The sequence below is a fragment of the Pontibacter mucosus genome, from assembly GCF_003054055.1.
GTDB classification, from domain to species: domain Bacteria; phylum Bacteroidota; class Bacteroidia; order Cytophagales; family Hymenobacteraceae; genus Pontibacter; species Pontibacter mucosus.
The window spans coordinates 372720-390398 of sequence record NZ_QBKI01000005.1 but is presented as its reverse complement, the minus strand read 5'-3'; the positions used below and the strand labels follow the sequence as shown (position 1 = coordinate 390398).

Below are 17679 nucleotides of genomic sequence, written 5' to 3'. Positions count from 1 at the left end.
AACCAAGCTTCTGCCAATATGAAAAAAAGTATACTTCTATCAGGTCTTGCGCTGTTTACCATACTGTCAGGCTGTGAGAAGAACGATGCCAGGCCGGTAGAAGAGGTGTTGGCTGACCTGGAAGGCAAATGCCTGCAAGGTAAGGTGGTAAAGGGTATGCGGTGTACCTCGGCGGTATATGTGCAGCTGCTGAATGCCAGTACCGGAACTACGTCCACCTTTGAGGGGAAAAAGTATAAAAACATTGTGCTGCTCAGTAATTTTCCGAAGAACAGCTGTTTAGGAGTCGGCGACAGCTTTTACTTCACACTTGACACCAGTAGTGAATTTGACCACTGTACCGAATTCTACGCCTGCACCACCGAAGATTTGACAGTCTTCGATGAGCCCCATCCTGTCACCATTAAAACATGCCTTAAAACCTTTTCCGTCTCCGGCTGCACCGGCAAGTAAGGCGGGGCATTCTTTCATTTTCACCACCGCTCGGGCCGCCAGGTTATAAGTATGGCCGTGCCCGCTGCTATGCCTGTTGTTTTGCTCAGGCGTTTCATCCAATCAGCTTATTTACCTTTTAGATAGTCCCGCGCATACACCGGCAAAAGAAGTTTCCGTGTTGCTGGGTTCCTGCCGTGGGGCTGCAGGAAGTAGGGTGTTGTTGTTTGTTTCGTCATAATTCCTATATTTATACGTATAAGTACGATTCTCACCCTGAAGGTTAAAACAACACTAAAGATTTATACTATGCCCCACGGAACAACGCCCTTGCGCATACTGGTAATAGGCTGTGGTAACATGGGCGCCTCGCATGCGCTGGCTTACGATACTATAGATGGTTTTGAAATCTGCGGCCTGGTTTCTACCGGCGCCAGCAAGGAAGCCCTGAACGAACAGCTTGGCGGCGGTTATCCTTTGTTCAGCGACTACGAAGAGGCCTTGCACGAAACACGTCCGGACGCGGTCTGCATCTCCACCTACCCCGACACCCACGAAGCCTATGCCATCCAAGCCCTGGAGCAGGGCTGCCATGTGTTTGTGGAGAAACCGCTGGCCGACACCGTGGCGGGTGCCGAGCGGGTAGTGGAAGCCGCCCGTCGCGCCAACAAGAAAGTGGTGGTGGGCTATATTCTGCGGCACCATCCTTCCTGGGAGCGGTTTATCTCGCTAAGCCAGGAGTTGGGAAAACCTCTGGTGATGCGCATGAACCTGAACCAGCAAAGCCACGGCCGCATGTGGGACGTGCACCGCAACCTGATGAAGAGCCTGAGCCCGATTGTGGACTGCGGCGTGCATTACATCGACGTGATGTGCCAGATGACGCGCTCCAAGCCCGTGCAGGTGAGCGCTATCGGGGCGCGTCTTACGGATGAAATCCCGGAGGACAACTACAACTATGGCCAGTTGCAGATCCGGTTCGAAGACGGCTCGGTGGGTTGGTACGAGGCCGGCTGGGGACCGATGATGAGCGAGACAGCCTTTTTCATCAAAGACGTAATCGGGCCGAAGGGCTGTGTGTCAATAGTAGCGAGAGACGCTGGCGGAGCCGGAAAGTCTGACTCAGTGGCGGCGCATACCCAAACCGAGGCGCTGCGCTTTCATCATGCCGGCGTGGACAAGCATAACCAGTTCCTGCAGGAGGACACCTGGATAAACCTGGAGGACGAGCCGGACCACCAGGAGCTTTGCAACCGCGAGCAGCGCTATTTCTTCAAAGCCATACAGGAAAACCTGGACCTGACAGAGCACCTGGAGGACGCGGTGAACAGCCTGCGCATTGCCTTTGCCTGCGACGAGTCGGTGCGGACAGGGCAGGTGGTGCGGCTTGCCTAATTTTATACTTATATAAATACCCCACTCAAACTCCTAAGCGGGAGAAGTGGCCCTGAACTATACTTTAAAAAGTTGCCTATGCACGCATCTACAGACCGTCGTACGTTTCTTAAAACAGCTACCGTTGCCGGCATCGGGCTTGGCCTGACGGGCAGCAGCCTTGTTGCCTTTGGCCAAAACAAGCCTGCCAGGGAAATTAAAGTGGGCATTATCGGCTTGGACACCGAACACAGCGTTAAGTTCACCGAAATCTTCCACGACCCGAAGGCTGCAGGCGATGTAGCCGGTTTTAAAGTAGTGGCCGCTTACCCGTATGGCAGCCGCGACATCGAGTTCAGCGTGAACACCATCCCCGCAGCCACGGAGAAAATGCGCAGCATGGGGGTGGAGATTGTAGATTCTATCAAGGCCCTGCTGCGCAAAGTGGATGTGGTGCTGCTGGAAACAAACGACGGGCGCCTGCACCTGGAGCAGGCCCTGCCGGTGCTGAAAGCAGGCAAACCGGTGTTTATCGACAAGCCCATCGCGGCCTCCCTGGCCGATGCGGTCGCCATTTTCCAGGCGGCGGAAAAGTATAAAGTGCCCGTGTTCTCGGCTTCCTCTTTAAGGTACATGGAGAGCGCGCAGCAAATCCGAAACGGAAAAATAGGGAAAGTGCTCGGGGCTGATGCTTATAGCCCGGCGGTTATCGAAAAAACGCACCCGGACTTGTTCTGGTATGGTGTGCACGGCGTGGAAGCGCTTTTCACGGTGCTGGGAACCGGGTGCAAGAGCGTGCAACGCACCTACACCGAAGGGGCGGATGTGGTGGTAGGAGTGTGGGAGAACGACAGGCTCGGCACCTTCAGAGGCCTGCGTGCCGGCGCGCACGATTTTGGCGGAACCGCCTTTGGGGAGAAGGGGGTGGCAACGTTCGGTCCCTGGGAGGGGTATCGCCCGCTGGTAGTGCAGATTGCCGAATTTTTCCGCACAGGCAAAGCCCCCATCAGCCCGGAGGAAACGCTGGAGATTTTCGCCTTTATGGAGGCCGCAGACGAGAGCAAAGCCCAGGGAGGAACTGTGGTGAGCCTGGAGAGCGTGATGCAAAAGGCCCGCGCAGCCGCCGACAAGCAGCTAGGCGCTGTGAAAGGGTAAATCCATACTTTTAAAAGTACTTTATACAGACCTGAAATTTAGCTATACATACTTGAACACGATGAAAAAACTATCCAGAAGATCCTTTCTCGGAAACACGACCTTCCTTTCTTTTGCCGGCGCGCTGGGCCTGATGCCCCTGTTTGCCAGTGCGCAGAAGAAGCCCAAAAACAGCTTTGTGCACCACGTATACTTCTGGCTCCATAACCCCGACTCCGAAGCGGACAAAGCCAAACTGATAGAAGGGCTGAATACGCTGAAGGCCATTAAGGAAATAAGGTTGGCTAAAATAGGCGTACCTGCCAGCACCAACCGCGATGTGATTGAGCGGGGCTACGCCGTGTCGTGGCTGCTGTTCTTCGACAACCTGGAGCAGCAGGAAGTTTACCAGAAACACCCTGTGCATCTGCAGTTCGTGGAAAACTACTCGCACCTGTGGTCGAAGGTGATCGTGTATGACTCGGTGGATGTGTAGGGAAGCCGTGATTTATACTTTAAAGGCGCAGGCGTTTGCTTGTGCCATTGCTTTTCATCCAGTTGGGCAGCTTTAAATACAGCCTCTGTATACTTGTGAAAAACCTCCTATTATACTTCTTGCTGCTCCTGTTAATTGCCTGCCATCCCAAACAGGATGAGCCAACAGAGCAGGAGAGACAGTTGCAGGAGCAACTGATCGGGGAATGGGTGCCGGCTGGTTTTGTGAGGTACGAGGCTGAAGTAAGCTATTCAACCATTCCTCCGCCTCGAGTAAGTATTGAAAGAGGCTATACTTTTCTGCCCAATGGGGAAGTGGATTTAAAGCAAGGGTACTACAGAAGAGCTGATGTGGGAGAAGATGAGTATAATAACAGAAGATACTATTTTCTGGGAAGCAAAACCAAGTATAAAATAGCTGGTGATTCGCTTCTGATCTTCATGCCGTATGACTCGACATGGGTTCATTTTTCAATAGCCCGGCTAACTAAAGATACTCTATCGTTCAAGGGGGAGCAGGGAATTAGTAATTATAAGAGATCCACCTATCACCTCGAAAAAGCCCCAACCTTCGATGCCATCGTGCTGTCTACCTCAGGTTGCTTTGGCACATGCCCTATCTCCAGTACCCTTATCACAGCCGATGGGCAAGTGGTTTTCTTCGGTGAGGAGTTTACCACAAGTGAAGGGTTTTATATCAGTACCATTCCCGAAGCTATCTACAAGGAATTGCAGGACAATTACCGAAAGGCTAGTATTGATACAATCTCTACAAAGTTCTCTGCAGGAGGTACTGATCAGGAAGAAATCTCCGTGACTTTTCTGAAAGATGGTAAGATCTTCAAGACCGTCAGTGATTATGGTAATGCAGGTCCTGTGGAGTTAGTCTGGGCAAATATTCCTCTGCGTTACCTGTACCAAAGTATAAACCTGAAAAAACTACAGGAAGAGGAGTTGCCGGTTTATGTTAAACATCACTTTTTGTCCTTCGCAAAGGGAGGGAAAACACTGGACCTGACCCAGTCGGAAGGGTTTCTTTTGTGGAACTACCTGCGCATGGGGAAAAGATGCCAGGAAAAATTTAATCCCCGGTTTCAGGTATCCTTCAGAGAAAACTATCTGTGGGTACCACGTGGCAGAAAAAGATATGCTACAAAAGAACATATCAAATCCATAGAAACCGACGGGCAATTCTATACTTTTTACCTGGAAGGGCAGGAGTCTTATACTATAAACATTGGCTTCAACTTCTTTGACTTAAACTTCAGTAAAGCGGATTTTACCAAAAAAGATAAGTATGGATTACCTACTCAGTAACTAGAAAGTATAACCTGGCTGCGCCATCATCCAAAGTATAAACCAGGCAATTTATACTTTCTTCCAATCCTTAACCAACTCAAACCACCCTACTATGAAAAAAGCACTTTTGCTCTTGCTGGCCGTAGCTTGCTGGGCCTGCACCTCCACCCAAACAGAATCGACCGAAGCAGCCACCATGGACCAACTGGCTGAGCGCTACGTGAAAGCGCTGCTCCAACTGGGCCAGTACGACAGCGATATCGTGGATGCCTATTACGGCCCGGAGGAGTGGAAGCCGACCGAACCAGCCGCAGACTCGCTTCCTGCCGCAAAGTTTCTCAGCGAATTCAGGGCGATACAGGAGCAGCTGCAGGCACAGGACCCTACTAACTTGTCTGCAGACGAGCAGCGCCGCCTGGCCATGTTCCAGAAGCAGGTGCTGGCCGCCATTACAAAAGTGGAGATGATGCAGGGCAAAAAGTATCGCTTTGATGAGGAAGCCAAATTGCTCTACGACGCCGAGCCGCCGCACTACGAACTTGCCTATTTCGACTCCATCCTTGCCAATATAGACCGCCAGCTGCCGGGCAAGGGAAGTATAAGCGAGCGCTGGGAGGCCTACCGTGCGCAGTTTGAGATTCCAAAAGCCAAACTGGACACCGTGTTTAAGGCTGCCATTGCCGAAGCGCGTAACCGTACCAAAGCTCACTACAAACTGCCGGAGCACGAGAATTTTAAGCTGGAGTTCGTGACGGACAAAGCCTGGTCGGGCTACAATTATTATCAGGGCAAAGGCTACAGCCTCATTCAAATCAACACCGATTTCCCGATTTACATTGAGCGCGCCATCGACCTGGCCTCACACGAGGGCTACCCCGGGCACCATGTATTTAACGTGCTGCTGGAGCAGAACCTGGTGGACAGAAAAGGCTGGAAAGAGTACTCGATTTACCCGCTGTTCAGCCCGCAGAGCCTGATTGCCGAGGGCAGCGCTAACTATGGCATCGAGGTAGCTTTTCCGGCACAGGAGCGCCTGACGTTCGAAAAGGAGGTGCTGTTCCCGCTGGCCGGTCTGAATGCTGCGGAGGCGGATCGGTACTATGCCATACTTGCCAGCATTGGGCAGCTCGATTTTGCCGGAAACGAAGCGGCCAGGCGCTATCTGAACGGCGAGATCAGCCGCGAGGAGGCCGCCGACATGCTGGTAAAGTATAACCTCTACCAAAAAGACCGCGCCCTGCAGCGCACCCGCTTCATGGACAAGTACCGCAGCTATGTAATTAACTATAACCTGGGCAGGGAACTGGTGCGCCAGTACATAGAATCCAACGGCGGCACCGACAGTAACCCGCAGAAGCGTTGGGAGCTGTTTGAGGAGCTTCTGTCAAATCCTTATACCGCCTCCATGCTAAAGTAAGAGCAGTAAACATTCCCCGGGAACCGTAGTTGTATATAAGGAGGCCTGTCTGTATAAGATGCGTAGGCAAGTATGATTTTTATCATTGGCCGCGCCTTGCAGATTGGCTAATTTGAAAGTATACATATGTTTCATATATAAAAGCATTTAAAACTATGGCTAATAAAAACCTGATTGGAATTGACGCCGATAAGGCGAAACAACTTGCTGACAAACTAAACATACTGCTGGCCAACTACCAGCTTTTTTACATCAATGCGCGGGGCTTTCACTGGAACATCTCGGGCGATAAGTTTTTTGAACTGCACGCCAAGTTCGAGGAGCTCTACAGCGATGCCATCGTGAAGGTAGATGAGATTGCCGAGCGCATCCTGACGCTAGGGCATACGCCTTTTCACTCTTTCTCGGCCTACCTGGAGAACGCTACTATAAAGGAAGTATCCAATGTTTCGGATGGCAATGCGGCGGTGCGTGAGGTGCTGAACGGGTTTAAGGTGCTGATTCAGACAGAGCGCGAGCTGCTGGCGCTATCTGCCGACGCCGACGACGAAGGTACCAACGCCCTGATGAGCGACTACATCCGCGAGCAGGAGAAGTCGGTGTGGATGTACTCGGCCTACCTGCGCGACTAAGCATTTATACTTTGGTAAAGAACAAGACAGCCACCCCAATTGGGGTGGCTGTCTTGTTTAATAGCCCATTGGCTTTACTTGTTTCTGACAAACCTTACCGGAATGTGCGGCGGGTTGTACCCAACCGGCTGGCCAGAGAAGGAGGAGTACGTATCGCTTGGCAGCTGAATGATTTTGAAAACCACCGGGTTGTCTTCTTCATCGATGTTGGACGTCCAGAGCAGGCAGTTGGTGCCTTTGCCATGCGGGTTGCCGTTGGTTACCATCAGGTTGGCGGGCACTGCGTTAAAGCCAGATTTATTATTGGCGTACCCATCCTGCTTCAGCCAGCCTGTAGCAGCCATCAACTGGCCCAGCAGCCGCTTGGATTGTACATCAGAGCCGTCCGTGCTTTCCCAAACTTCATCGTACACAATGCCTTGCGACTTCAAAAGCGCCAGGTAATCCTGTTTTGTCGGAAGCCGCCAGCCGGCAGGTACCTGAATATCCTTTACGTCCTGGTACTTGAGGAAAGAGCCATACTCCGGATTCTCGGAGTCACTCAAACCACCCGGCCCGGCGTAATTAACCGACATCCACTCCAGGTTTCCGATAGTGACAGTGGGGTAGTATTTATCCCCTATCTGTACATAGGTGCCGTTTGCTGGTGGCTGTGAGTATAGGCCACCCGGGTTGTTGGGCGTGCTGGTACCACCTTCCACTTTTTTGAACCGCACCGACTGCTGCATATCGCCATCCACCCGCTTGGCTGTCATGAAGTTCTGAGTGTTGGTATAAGTGGAGGCCTCCGGATTAATGTAAATTGTTTTATAAGCCTGTACATCCTTGGCGATGATATCCAATTCCTTGTAGCCGGTGTATTTGTTACTGAATACCCGCATTTTGCCTGATTTCGCATGGAAGGTGATGGTGTTGTCCTTGTGCTCCAGGGTGCCCGTCATCTTGTAGAGGCGCTGCTTTACCTCGTCTCCCACATTGTATACATCGGAAGTATACTCCACTGCATTTTTCCCGTCTGCCGTCATCACAATCGTCCTGAATTCGCGGAAGCCCTGCTCGCCCTGAAACGTGCCATCCTCCCAGTTGGCAGAAAGGGGGCCTTGGTTGTGGTCGATAAACCAGGTCCCAACAAATTTCGCCGGGATAGCGGTGAAAGGTGTTTCTATTCCCCCGCCATCTGAGGGAGTGGTCGGGTCAGTGGGATCGGCTGGTTTAGCATCGTCTTTATCGCAGCCGCTGCATGTAAGCACAACCATAGCAGCCAGCAGCAAGCTGGGTAACATACTTTTTAACTTTTTCATGATTAATAGTTTTATTTTGTGTGGTAATAGAATGAGTGGTGGTTTTTTAAGCGGTAGGTAAGGTTTAAGTTTGTCTCATTATGTCTGGTTTTAATTAAATTAAAGAGCGCTTTTATTGTACTTTGTCAATTGGTGTGCCAGGAAATTAGAAAATGCCCTGACGGCTCGTTTTTGAGGATTACAGGAATAGCATTTGTTCATTATTGAACAATTCCTGTTCAGTAGCGGACGCTGTCTGGGAAATTGAGATAGGTGTACTTGGGAAAATCGGTTTGCGAGGCATTTATACTTTACAGGTAGTTGCTGATAGTTTATATACTTAACTTTATATAGTATATTAGTTAGGCTGGTTCTGTTTGGCTGTGTAGAAGGAGTAGGAATTCTGTAGATTGCTTTAGTTTCAAAGAATTAAAAGGAATCAAGTATGCCAATAAATATCTTCATCCGGGAAACATTTGAAAAAGTGGATTGGCTATGTGATGGAGTTTGGGATTTGCCTACGCAAATTGATACTCTTGAAACTTGGTTGGTTAGGAAAGGCAAAGATTTGGCGCCAAATCAATATGTTGCTGACATTGGTTTTGATATAAGAAAGGATGCATCAGGCGGAGGTGGTGTTTTTAAATTCCAAATCAATGGCTATAATGGGAACAATAGGGATGGACATCTATTTTTCAGAATATCCATCAGCGGAATAGCATTTATAATAACGGACAAAGTGAAGTTAAGAGTGTAACTGCTTAATATACAGTGGCTCCTGCTCTTGAATTTCTTTGCAAAGAGATGACTATTTTAACGGCTGGTTCTCAGACCCACTGAGAGAGTTTCATAGAAAGTATTATTGGCAAAAGTAATTCATAACCCTACCAACATAACACACCCGCAACACCATGGCAACGAAAGAGCTATCAGCAGAACAACGCGAGGCGCTACTCAGCACCTTAAAAACCCGCTTTGAGAAGCACATGAACCGCCACAAAAGTATAGAGTGGGCGAACGTGCAGGCAAGGCTGGAAACCAGGCCGGCCAAACTGTGGTCGCTGCAGGAGATGGAGAGAACCGGCGGTGAACCCGATGTGGTGGGTTTTGATGAAAAGACGGGGGAATACATCTTCTACGATTGCGCGGCGGAGAGCCCCAAAGGGCGCAGAAGCGTTTGCTACGACCGGGAGGCGCAGGAATCCAGAAAAGAGCACAGGCCGGAGAACAACGCGGTGGATATGGCTGCTGTCATGGGCATCGAGATCTTGACGGAAGAACAGTACCGGGACCTGCAGCAACTCGGCAATTTTGATTTGAAAACTTCCAGCTGGGTGAAAACACCTGACGCGATACGAAAACTAGGCGGCGCCCTTTTCTGTGACCGCCGCTACGACCATGTTTTTTTATACCACAACGGTGCGCAATCCTATTATGCTGCCAGGGCGTTTCGTGGGTTGCTAAGAGTCTGAAGAAGGCTCTTACAGCTAATCCAATCCGTAGCCATACTTCGCCTGGCTAAGTGATCAGGCATTTATACTTTATAGACCGATTCGGGATTTATACTTTGGTTAAGGTGTAAACCCACCCCTGAGAGCTGCGCTCGCTACCTTTGAACTCTCGTTCTCGGTAGTCCAAAGGAGGGGAAATCGGGAACGATTATCATCCCCCTGCCCCCTTCAAAGGGGGACTTTTCTGTAAAAGTAACTTCCCTCCTCTGGACTGGCCAAAACGCGAGTTTTGAGTTAGCGAGCGTAGCTCTAAGGGATGGGTTAGTTGCAACCAGAGTTTATACTTTATACTACGCGCCAACGCCTACTCTTTCGGGATGATGGTGATCTTGCCGTCTTTCTCCAGAATGGCATACCGGATTTGGTCCAGCCGTTGCAGGCCTTGCAGTTCGCGCGCCGTCTCCAGAATGTCTTCCTCATCTATTCGTTCCTTCTTCATGCGGTCGTAGAGTAACCTGCCGTTGTCCATAAGTATAAGCGGGCCCCCATCCACTACTTTTTCAAAGAGGCTGAACTTCTGCTTCAGCAGCGACATGATGACATCGAGCATGATGAGCGTCATGATGAGCAGCAGGCTGCCCGTCATGGAAATGTCTTCCCCCAGGAACGCCTGCTCCGTGGTTTCAGCAATGATCAGAAGCAGGACAAAGTCAAACACCGTCGCTTCTGTTAAGGCGCGCTTGCCATTTATCCTGAAGATGATGAGCAGGAAAATATATACTATAATCCCTCTGACGATAGTTTCCATAGAGTGAATCAGGTTAAGGATATACAAACTGCGTGACGGAGACCGGTTCCTTGTCTGATCCCGTGACCGTATAGTTCAGGCTACCCGCTTTCAGGGGCGTTACATAAAAGATGATAAGGCTGGGCGATTTTACGCCGTGGAAAGTATAGGTTATTCCTTCGGAGCCTACTTCTTCTTTTTGGGGCTCGGGCACCACCTGCTCTATCCGCTGTGTTTCGTAAAACCCGTTGCTGAACAGGATGGAGGTGGTTTCCTGGCGCAGACTCACCTTTATCTCCCTGGTAACTCCCTGGCGCAGGAAGCGTTCATATTCCAGGTCCACCGAATGGGAAGAGTTAGCCGCAACGCCTTTGCCTACATCTAATAAGCCGCCTCGGCCCGTGAAGCCAAGCAAGGCCGCCAGGATGATCAGCAGCAACACCACCCAGCTAATGCGCTGAACGGTCCAGGTCCTTCGTTCCAGCTCCAGATCTTCGTCAATTTCCAGATCCTGGTATTTCTTTTCCATAGCTCCTTTATACTTTCAGATGCCTATATAACGCAGCATTTATTATATAGTTAGGTGATGGTATATAGGCAGGAGCAGCGGCGGGTGCCGGGAGGGTTAATGCCAGTTGGACATATGGTCAGCGTGCGTTTTTAGGTAGGCCCCCGGTTTGTAGAACGTGTCGTAAAAGTCCAGGTCGAGGTGGTGGGCCTGCAGGTAGGTAATCACAAGAATGGAGGGCACCGTGCCAGGGAATTTGCCAAAGGTATCGTAGATATACTGCGCCTGCAACGCCACACACTCTCTAAATTCTTCGGAGTGCACCTCCGCCGCGCCCCTTACCTTTCCGGATTCTTTCCAGGGACCGGGCGTACTTGCATTAAAGGGCCCTCCCTGCCCAAATTTCCGGTTGCAGACAGCCTCTACGGCGGCGCGCATGTCGGGGTAGTGCGGCGGGCAATAACCTTCCATCACGTTCTGCAGTCCGGTGGGGTTGGGGTAGGGCCAGCGCTCGTTGGTGTCATACCGAAAGCCGAGGCCCGGCACGGCCGGATTGCCGCTCGCGCCCAGCATACTGAACGGGTCCACGCCATCGAACATCCAGCCGCCCAGGCCCATGGCCTGCAGCATCAGGGCGCCGGCGTAGCAGCTGGTGCTCAGCTCGGCCGTCAGCTCCGCCATCGACCATTGCTCCAGGAACGTGATGGGCCATACGCTGCCGGGGTCGGCCAGGCGGCTATACTTTTCGATGCCGGGGATGGGGCGCTTGTGGATGTCGTCGGTGAGCACCATGCCGTTCTGCAGCATATAGCAAATGGCCAGCAGTACGTGCTGCGACAAATCGCCCACGGGTATGACCAGCAGCGTGCCCGGCTTGTTAACCACCCAGGTATTGTGCGCCTCCACATAAGGTACCTGGCAGGGCACACCCACCCGGCTGTCCTGCAGCTTCTTAACCTGACCCTTCAGCGCGTTTACCACCGCATCCAGGTTCAGTTTTCCTTCGCTGTCGCGGTCGGCGCTGGCGGGTGCATCGCGGTTATCGAGCACGTACACCCCCTCGTCGTCGGTAAAGAAGGTCATGCTGGTATGGAAGCCCGCCGCGGAAGGAAAAGTGCGGCCTCCGGCAGCCCCGGCGTAGTTGGACAGGTGCGGGGCGTAGCGCTCGGCCCGGAAGATCATGTGGTGCCAGCTGGTGTTGCCGGCGCAGGCCGCCACTACCAGCAGCTTCTCCAGTTCCGAGAGCGGCACAGGCGCATGCTTCGATTTGTAGGCAAAAACACCGTCCGGAATCTCGGCCCCCATAAAGAAACGGCGCGAGCGGCGGCCCAGCAGCGCCTCCACCAGCCCGAAATCCATCATCCGCTCTAATCCCCTGGGTACTTCCATCACTGTAATTTATACTTTGTTTTACTGAAAGTATAGGCTGATGTTGAGCTGTTGGCTAAGTATAAACTCGGTGGCTACTAAGTTTTCAGAAGTATACTTTGTGCTGATGCCGGAGCGCGGGAAGTATGGAAGGTATCGCTTTTTTTCTACCTTGGAGGTAAAGATATTTACCAGAGAATTCATCAGTATGAAAAAGATAAAACTTTACCAGATTGACGCCTTTACCGATAAGGTTTTTGGCGGAAACCCGGCCGCCGTGTGCGTGCTGGATGCCTGGCTGCCCAACGAAACCATGCAGCAGATAGCCGCCGAAAACAACCTGGCCGAAACCGCATTTGTAGTGCCGCAAGGGGAGGAGTATGAGCTGACCTGGTTTACGCCCACGGTGGAGGTGGATTTGTGCGGCCATGCCACCCTGGCTGCCGCGCATGCGCTGTTCACCTACTATGGCCATCCGTCAGAAGAGATCCGGTTCCACTCGCGCAGAAGCGGTTTGCTGACAGTGACGCGAAACAACGATGCCCTGACCCTGGACTTCCCGGTGGATGTGCTGGAACCCGCCGAAACCCCGGAGGCCTTGGTAACCGCGCTGGGCAAAGCCCCACAGGAAACCTACAAAGGCAAGACCGATTACCTGCTTGTTTATACTTCGCAGGCGGATGTGGAAGGCTTTGATCCGGATATTGCGCTCATCAACACCGTGCCTGCCAGAGGCGTTATCGTCACTGCCCCGGGCCACGAGGTGGATTTCGTGTCTCGCTTCTTCTGCCCGCAGGTAGGCATCTCCGAGGATCCTGTGACCGGCTCTGCGCATACTTCCCTGACTCCTTATTGGAGTAAACGGCTTGGGAAAAAGGTGATGGCCGCCAGGCAGCTCTCCAAGCGGCAAGGTTCGCTGCAGTGCGAAATTGCGGGCGACAGGGTAAAGATTACAGGCAAGGCGGTAACGTACCTGAAGGGGGAGATAGAAGTATAAAACTTAAGTTGCGATAAATCCACCCTTTACCTTTCCTCTGGGTATAGCTATTTCAGTCATTTCATTTGTCATCCTGAAAGGATCTTGGTAGTAAGATGCAGAAGCTTAACCTCCGGGGGTAGGGGCCCTCTTTCTCCACCAAGTTTCTTAACAGAATGACAGATAGTTTAAGGCGTTGTAAGTAGAATATATCTGTCCTATTCTTGGGGGTACACCTTCAAAAAGTATAAATTCCATCAAAAACAGAAAAGGCCACCTCTCCGGTGGCCTTTTATATTTTAGAATACGCTTGTTATACTTCGTCCAGAGTTACGAAAAGCTGCTCCTTGTCGCGGCGCACTTTTTTGGCCGTGGCCAGGAAGTCAGCCTCGGTATGGCGGTAACCGAGTGCCAGTAGGGCGACACTGCGCAGGCTTTTTTCTTTCAGGTTGAGCAGCTCATCCAGGCCGGCCGGGTCAAAGCCTTCCATCGGGGTGCCATCCACGCCCTGCTCGGCAGCGGCGGCAAGGGCAGTGCCCAGGGCAATATACGCCTGGCGGGCGGCCCACTCATACTTCTGCTCCTGGGGGCGGCTCACCACGCCATTCATCAGGCTGGCCTTGAAATCAGCGAGCGACTCCACAGGAATGCCACGTACCTCGGCAATGTTTTGCATATACGCATCCACCTCGGCTTCGGTCACATCGTTCCAGGCCGCGAAAATCAGCAAGTGCGATGCCTCCACAATCTGCGGCTGGTTATAGGCCACTTTCTGGATTTGCTGGCGCAGTTCCGGGTTTTCCACTACCAGAATAGTATAAGGCTGCAAGCCCATAGAGGAAGCCGACAAGCGGGTTGCCTCCAGTATATAATCTACTTTTTCCTGTGGCACACGCTCTCCCGTCATGCGTTTGGTTGCGTAGCGCCAGTTCAAATGCTGTAAAAGACTCATTAGAGTGATATTTGTTTTGATAAATAATGTATGTACATGCAAATTTAATGTCAAAACATGTTATCCGCCACATAAGTTTCAGATTTTTTCTGCCGGCGTCGCTGCAGGGCATACTCATAAGCCAAACTGGGATTTATTACTCTCTTAAATAGGTAAACCCACCCCTGCCCCCTCCGAGGAGGGGAATAACATGCACGAGTAAAATTCCCCTCTTGGGAGGGATAGGGGTGGGTTCATCGCAACCTGGACTTATACTCTTGAAATGCAAGAAGCCACCCGGGAGAGTGGCTTCTATACTTTATACTCAGTTTATACTTTACAGCGGCAGTTTCACGTCCTGCATCAGGCGGCCTACGGGGTATAGCTGGTGGGTATACTCGTAGTGCGGCGTGTTTTTGTACACAAAATCCAACTGGGCGCGTGCGCTTTTGGCAAACTCGGGGTCCTGCTTTTTTCGTGCCTCCAGTTGCTTGCGCAGCTCGGGGTTCTGCTTCAGGTACCGGGCAGCCAGGTCCTCAAACACGTAGCTCGAGAAATACTCCTTCTGCATCAGAATGGAGTCGAAGAAATTCCAGTTGAAGTAGGAATCCACGGCCTGCGGCTCCAGCACCTCCACCAGAAAACGGTTGGCCTCCTGGTTGAGGTACACCACGTAATCGCCTTTAAAGAACTGGCGCGGCATGCGCTTGGTCTCCACCTGCACATCGTAATGCAGGTAGTGGCCCTCGTAAGGGCGCTGGCTGGTCTTGTAATCGCTGATGTAGTAGGAGTCCAGCGTCAGGGTGGTGTCGCGCTGTAGCTGCTGCATCTGCACTTTGTTTAGTTTCAGGCGCTCAATCACTTCGTGCCAGGCCTGCGGGATAATGTAGGCAACCGGCTTCTCCACCGTCACGGTCGGCACAAACTCATCATAGTAATTGATCTTCCTGCTGTAAGGCGACTTGCGCTCGTAGTACAGGCGCTCATGGCCGCTCACCTCGCTGGGCTTATACTTTGCCTCGTAGCCCAGGAAAGGAATCTGCGTTACCTTAGTGGTGTCGAGCTGCCAGTTAAGCGCAAACTGCTTTTGCGTGAGGGTCTGCTGCTTGGCCTGCTGGCGCAGTTTGCCGATCTCGTCGGCGTCGCGGTGGATGGTTTGGATCATGTTTTCCATCAGTTTGTAGGTGGCCTTCACGCGCTGGTCAAAGGGCTTGAGCATGTGCGTTTCGGGCACAAAGCCAATCGTGTTGTAAAGTGTAGTATAGCCCGTGGCATAGCGCGGCGACTCCATGAAGCCGATGATACCCTGGTCCGGAGTCTCGCCGGCGTGGTTCATGTATGGCACCATCGGGAATTTATCCTGCTTCATGCCTTCGTACAGCGTGGGCACCATTTTACCGCTCAGGTACTTGGCCAGCGCAGGGTTCAGTTTGTTGTGCTGCGTGGCGATGAGTGTCATCACGTGCTGGTAATCGGCCCCGTTGGAAGTATGGTTGTCCATGAACACATCCGGGTCCCACTCCCGAAAGATCTGGTGGAAGGTTTGGGCGTTGCGTGAGTCGGTTTTGATGTAGTCGCGGTTCAGGTCCAGGTTGCGCGCGTTGCCCCGGAAGCCATACTCCTCCGGCCCGTTCTGGTTGGTGCGGGTGTGGCTGTTGCGGTTCAGGGCGCCGCCGACGTTGTATACCGGAATGATGGCCAGCACCACGTTATCCAGCTGTTTGCGCAGCTTCTTGTTTTGCAGGTAATCGCGGGCCAGGAGCATGGTGGCGTCGATGCCCTCCGGCTCGCCCGGATGAATGCCGTTCTGTATCAGCAGGATGCGCTTGTTCTTCTGACGGATAGAGGCCGGGTCAAAGTCCTTGTCCGTGGATACGATGACCAGGTGCAGCGGGCGCCCTACGTCGGTCATGCCGTAAGGCATCATCTTCACCTCGTCATAAGCCTCGTCGAGTTTCTGGTACCATGCGATGGCTTCCTCGTAAGTGGCAGTCTGGTTGCCGTTGCCTTGCTCGTAAGGGGTTTTCAGGTCGGGTTTGCCTTGTGCCGGCGTGCCCGTGCTGAGCAGGGTGGCAAGTAATAAAGTGGTGAGCATAGGTTGGTTTAACAGTTTTAATCAAGGAGCAATGATAAGAAAAGTTGGGGAGTTAGAGAGTTAAAAAGTTAGAAAGTGGGGAGAGTTTGGGAGTTTAGGAGTTAAAGAGTTTGGGAGGGAAGGGTGTAGAGACGCAATATGTTGCGTCTTTCCCTCAACAATTCTTACAAAATCGGCAACCTGTGTTGAAGTAATACTGGAGACCTGCGATCGTTGGATTGGAAGTATGGAAACAAAAAAGACGCAATTTGATGCGTCTTAACAGAGTATACTATGTCCTTTGTCCTTTGTCCTCTGGGACACTAGGCGTAATACCTGCGGCCTCTGCTTTTATCTTTCTGGAAGAACTTATAGTCTACGCTATACTTGCCCGGGCCGATGAAGAGGAGCGAGGCGAAAAGTATGGCAGCCTCCAGGGAGTGGGAGTAGCCGCCAAATCCGTCGCCGCCGGCTACGTGGCGCAGGGTAGCGACCAGCATTGTGATGAGCAGCAGCGCACAGGCGGGCCTGAACAGAAAGCCCAGCACCAGCAGTCCACCGCCAACTACCTCTGCAACGGCCGCCATCAAACCCCAGAACACCGGCATAAAATCAATGCCCAGCAGCTGCATGTTCTGCCCAATGGCCTCCCAACGGGCCATGCCGCCCGCCATTTTTGGCCAGCCATGAAGTATAAACATTACCCCGATACCCACCCGGAGCAGCAGCAATCCGAAATTCTTTGTTTTGTAGCCTGCGCGAAGTATAGCCATAGGGGCAAGTATAGGAATTTACCCCGAACATAGCAACAGTCTAATATACTAAGATTCGTTCGATTAAGAGATTTTTTGGCGCAGTGGCAGCATTCAGCCGGGAAAGTTCCTCAGAAGACAGGCTGCTGTGGTCTAGCATAAAACTTAGACCTGCGTCCGGAGCCTGGGCTACCACGCGGCCTTCCTCAAAGGTAACAGCGCGGATTTTGTACGCCTGCTGCAGCTCGCCGTAGGTGGAGCCCACATGTATCCCTTTGGCTGTTTTATACTTTGGGTTGAGCACACTGATGCGCCACACCTTACAGGCGTCGTCGCAAGTCTGCTCTATCAGGAGGCCTTTCGCCTGGTTTCCTTGCCGAAGTATATAAGCGGTGCTGGGCATGCCTTCCTGCTGCAGGGTAGTGTCATTTAGCCGGAAACCGGCTGTTGCCGCTGCCCGCATCTCGTCGATGGGCATGCCAATCCGGAGCTTGCCTATCTGCTTGTTTTCTATCACAAAAAGAGATGAGTCCGGAGAGGCAGCGGTCTCATCGGGCACCTCCGGAGGTATAGACGACCCGGTGGCGCCTGTAGCCGTTTCGTCCTGTTCCTCCTGCTGCGAGAGGCAAGCCGCCATACCTATTCCTAGCAGTACCGCATATACTATATTCTTCAACATGTTGCGCTAGCCTCTGTGTTATTTAATTGTATAAACCTTGATGTGCAGCTTCTGGTTGTAGTATATTAGCAACTATTACAAATGCGTTTT

Annotated in this window: 19 protein-coding genes; 10 read left to right on the top strand and 9 right to left on the bottom strand. The window is 52.0% G+C overall.

Annotation, left to right across the window (positions count from 1 at the left end; all coding sequences use genetic code 11):
* Positions 1-18 precede the first annotated feature (18 nt).
* The 7 genes from C8N40_RS12245 to C8N40_RS12215 all read left to right on the top strand — a co-directional run bounded on the left by C8N40_RS12245 (position 19) and on the right by C8N40_RS12215 (position 6783).
* Entirely contained in the window at positions 19-453 is a 435-nt protein-coding gene (locus C8N40_RS12245; RefSeq protein ID WP_108212038.1) for a hypothetical protein, read from the top strand.
* A gap of 288 nt (positions 454-741) precedes the next feature.
* Positions 742-1827: a Gfo/Idh/MocA family protein gene (locus C8N40_RS12240; protein ID WP_108212037.1), complete on the top strand. Its 1086-nt coding sequence runs from the start codon at positions 742-744 to the stop codon at positions 1825-1827.
* 78 nt (positions 1828-1905) lie between these two features.
* On the top strand, positions 1906-2961 hold the full coding sequence (locus tag C8N40_RS12235; protein ID WP_108212036.1) for a Gfo/Idh/MocA family protein: 1056 nt from the start codon (positions 1906-1908) through the stop codon (positions 2959-2961).
* 61 nt (positions 2962-3022) lie between these two features.
* On the top strand, positions 3023-3436 hold the full coding sequence (locus tag C8N40_RS12230) for a Dabb family protein (protein ID WP_108212035.1): 414 nt from the start codon (positions 3023-3025) through the stop codon (positions 3434-3436).
* A gap of 95 nt (positions 3437-3531) precedes the next feature.
* Positions 3532-4752, top strand: a complete 1221-nt coding sequence (locus tag C8N40_RS12225) for a DUF6438 domain-containing protein (RefSeq protein WP_146173561.1) — start codon at positions 3532-3534, stop codon at positions 4750-4752.
* 94 nt (positions 4753-4846) lie between these two features.
* Positions 4847-6151, top strand: coding sequence for a hypothetical protein (locus tag C8N40_RS12220; RefSeq protein ID WP_245905097.1), 1305 nt, complete (start codon positions 4847-4849; stop codon positions 6149-6151).
* A 155-nt stretch (positions 6152-6306) separates the two neighbouring features.
* Positions 6307-6783, top strand: coding sequence for a Dps family protein (locus C8N40_RS12215; protein ID WP_108212033.1), 477 nt, complete (start codon positions 6307-6309; stop codon positions 6781-6783).
* Between the two features lie 74 nt (positions 6784-6857).
* Here the strand turns inward: C8N40_RS12215 and C8N40_RS12210 are convergent, their stop codons facing one another.
* The gene (locus C8N40_RS12210) at positions 6858-8084 is read right to left on the bottom strand and encodes an FISUMP domain-containing protein (RefSeq protein WP_108212032.1); all 1227 of its coding nucleotides are present in this window, start codon (positions 8082-8084) and stop codon (positions 6858-6860) included.
* Positions 8085-8508: 424 nt separating this feature from the next.
* Here C8N40_RS12210 and C8N40_RS12205 point away from each other — a divergent pair, with 424 nt between their 5' ends.
* Both C8N40_RS12205 and C8N40_RS12200 read left to right on the top strand, forming a co-directional pair.
* Entirely contained in the window at positions 8509-8820 is a 312-nt protein-coding gene (locus tag C8N40_RS12205) for a hypothetical protein (protein ID WP_108212031.1), read from the top strand.
* Positions 8821-8974: 154 nt separating this feature from the next.
* Entirely contained in the window at positions 8975-9535 is a 561-nt protein-coding gene (locus tag C8N40_RS12200; protein ID WP_108212030.1) for a DUF4256 domain-containing protein, read from the top strand.
* A 343-nt stretch (positions 9536-9878) separates the two neighbouring features.
* Here C8N40_RS12200 and C8N40_RS12195 read toward each other — a convergent pair whose 3' ends face one another.
* The 4 genes from C8N40_RS12195 to C8N40_RS22665 form a co-directional block, all read right to left on the bottom strand.
* A complete protein-coding gene (locus tag C8N40_RS12195; RefSeq protein ID WP_108212029.1) occupies positions 9879-10322 on the bottom strand; it encodes a DUF421 domain-containing protein in 444 nt (147 codons plus the stop codon).
* Positions 10323-10335: 13 nt separating this feature from the next.
* Positions 10336-10830 (bottom strand): hypothetical protein, encoded by a 495-nt coding sequence (locus tag C8N40_RS12190; RefSeq protein ID WP_108212028.1) that lies wholly within the window; start codon positions 10828-10830, stop codon positions 10336-10338.
* A gap of 96 nt (positions 10831-10926) precedes the next feature.
* Positions 10927-12198, bottom strand: coding sequence for a hypothetical protein (locus C8N40_RS12185; protein WP_108212027.1), 1272 nt, complete (start codon positions 12196-12198; stop codon positions 10927-10929).
* A gap of 21 nt (positions 12199-12219) precedes the next feature.
* Positions 12220-12381: a hypothetical protein gene (locus tag C8N40_RS22665; protein WP_170114088.1), complete on the bottom strand. Its 162-nt coding sequence runs from the start codon at positions 12379-12381 to the stop codon at positions 12220-12222.
* A 4-nt stretch (positions 12382-12385) separates the two neighbouring features.
* On the opposite strand from C8N40_RS22665, the gene C8N40_RS12180 reads away from it, so the two are divergent.
* Entirely contained in the window at positions 12386-13174 is a 789-nt protein-coding gene (locus C8N40_RS12180; protein ID WP_108212086.1) for a PhzF family phenazine biosynthesis protein, read from the top strand.
* A 292-nt stretch (positions 13175-13466) separates the two neighbouring features.
* On the opposite strand, the gene C8N40_RS12175 is transcribed toward C8N40_RS12180, so the two are convergent.
* The 4 genes from C8N40_RS12175 to C8N40_RS12160 all read right to left on the bottom strand — a co-directional run bounded on the left by C8N40_RS12175 (position 13467) and on the right by C8N40_RS12160 (position 17589).
* Positions 13467-14105 carry a nitroreductase family protein gene (locus tag C8N40_RS12175; RefSeq protein WP_108212026.1) on the bottom strand — a complete coding sequence of 213 codons (639 nt, stop codon included), beginning with the start codon at positions 14103-14105 and terminating at the stop codon, positions 13467-13469.
* Positions 14106-14421: 316 nt separating this feature from the next.
* Positions 14422-16179, bottom strand: coding sequence for a M14 family metallopeptidase (locus tag C8N40_RS12170; RefSeq protein ID WP_108212025.1), 1758 nt, complete (start codon positions 16177-16179; stop codon positions 14422-14424).
* Positions 16180-16481: 302 nt separating this feature from the next.
* Entirely contained in the window at positions 16482-16931 is a 450-nt protein-coding gene (locus tag C8N40_RS12165) for a DoxX family protein (RefSeq protein WP_108212024.1), read from the bottom strand.
* 40 nt (positions 16932-16971) lie between these two features.
* Positions 16972-17589: a mechanosensitive ion channel protein MscS gene (locus C8N40_RS12160; protein WP_108212023.1), complete on the bottom strand. Its 618-nt coding sequence runs from the start codon at positions 17587-17589 to the stop codon at positions 16972-16974.
* Positions 17590-17679: the final 90 nt, after the last annotated feature.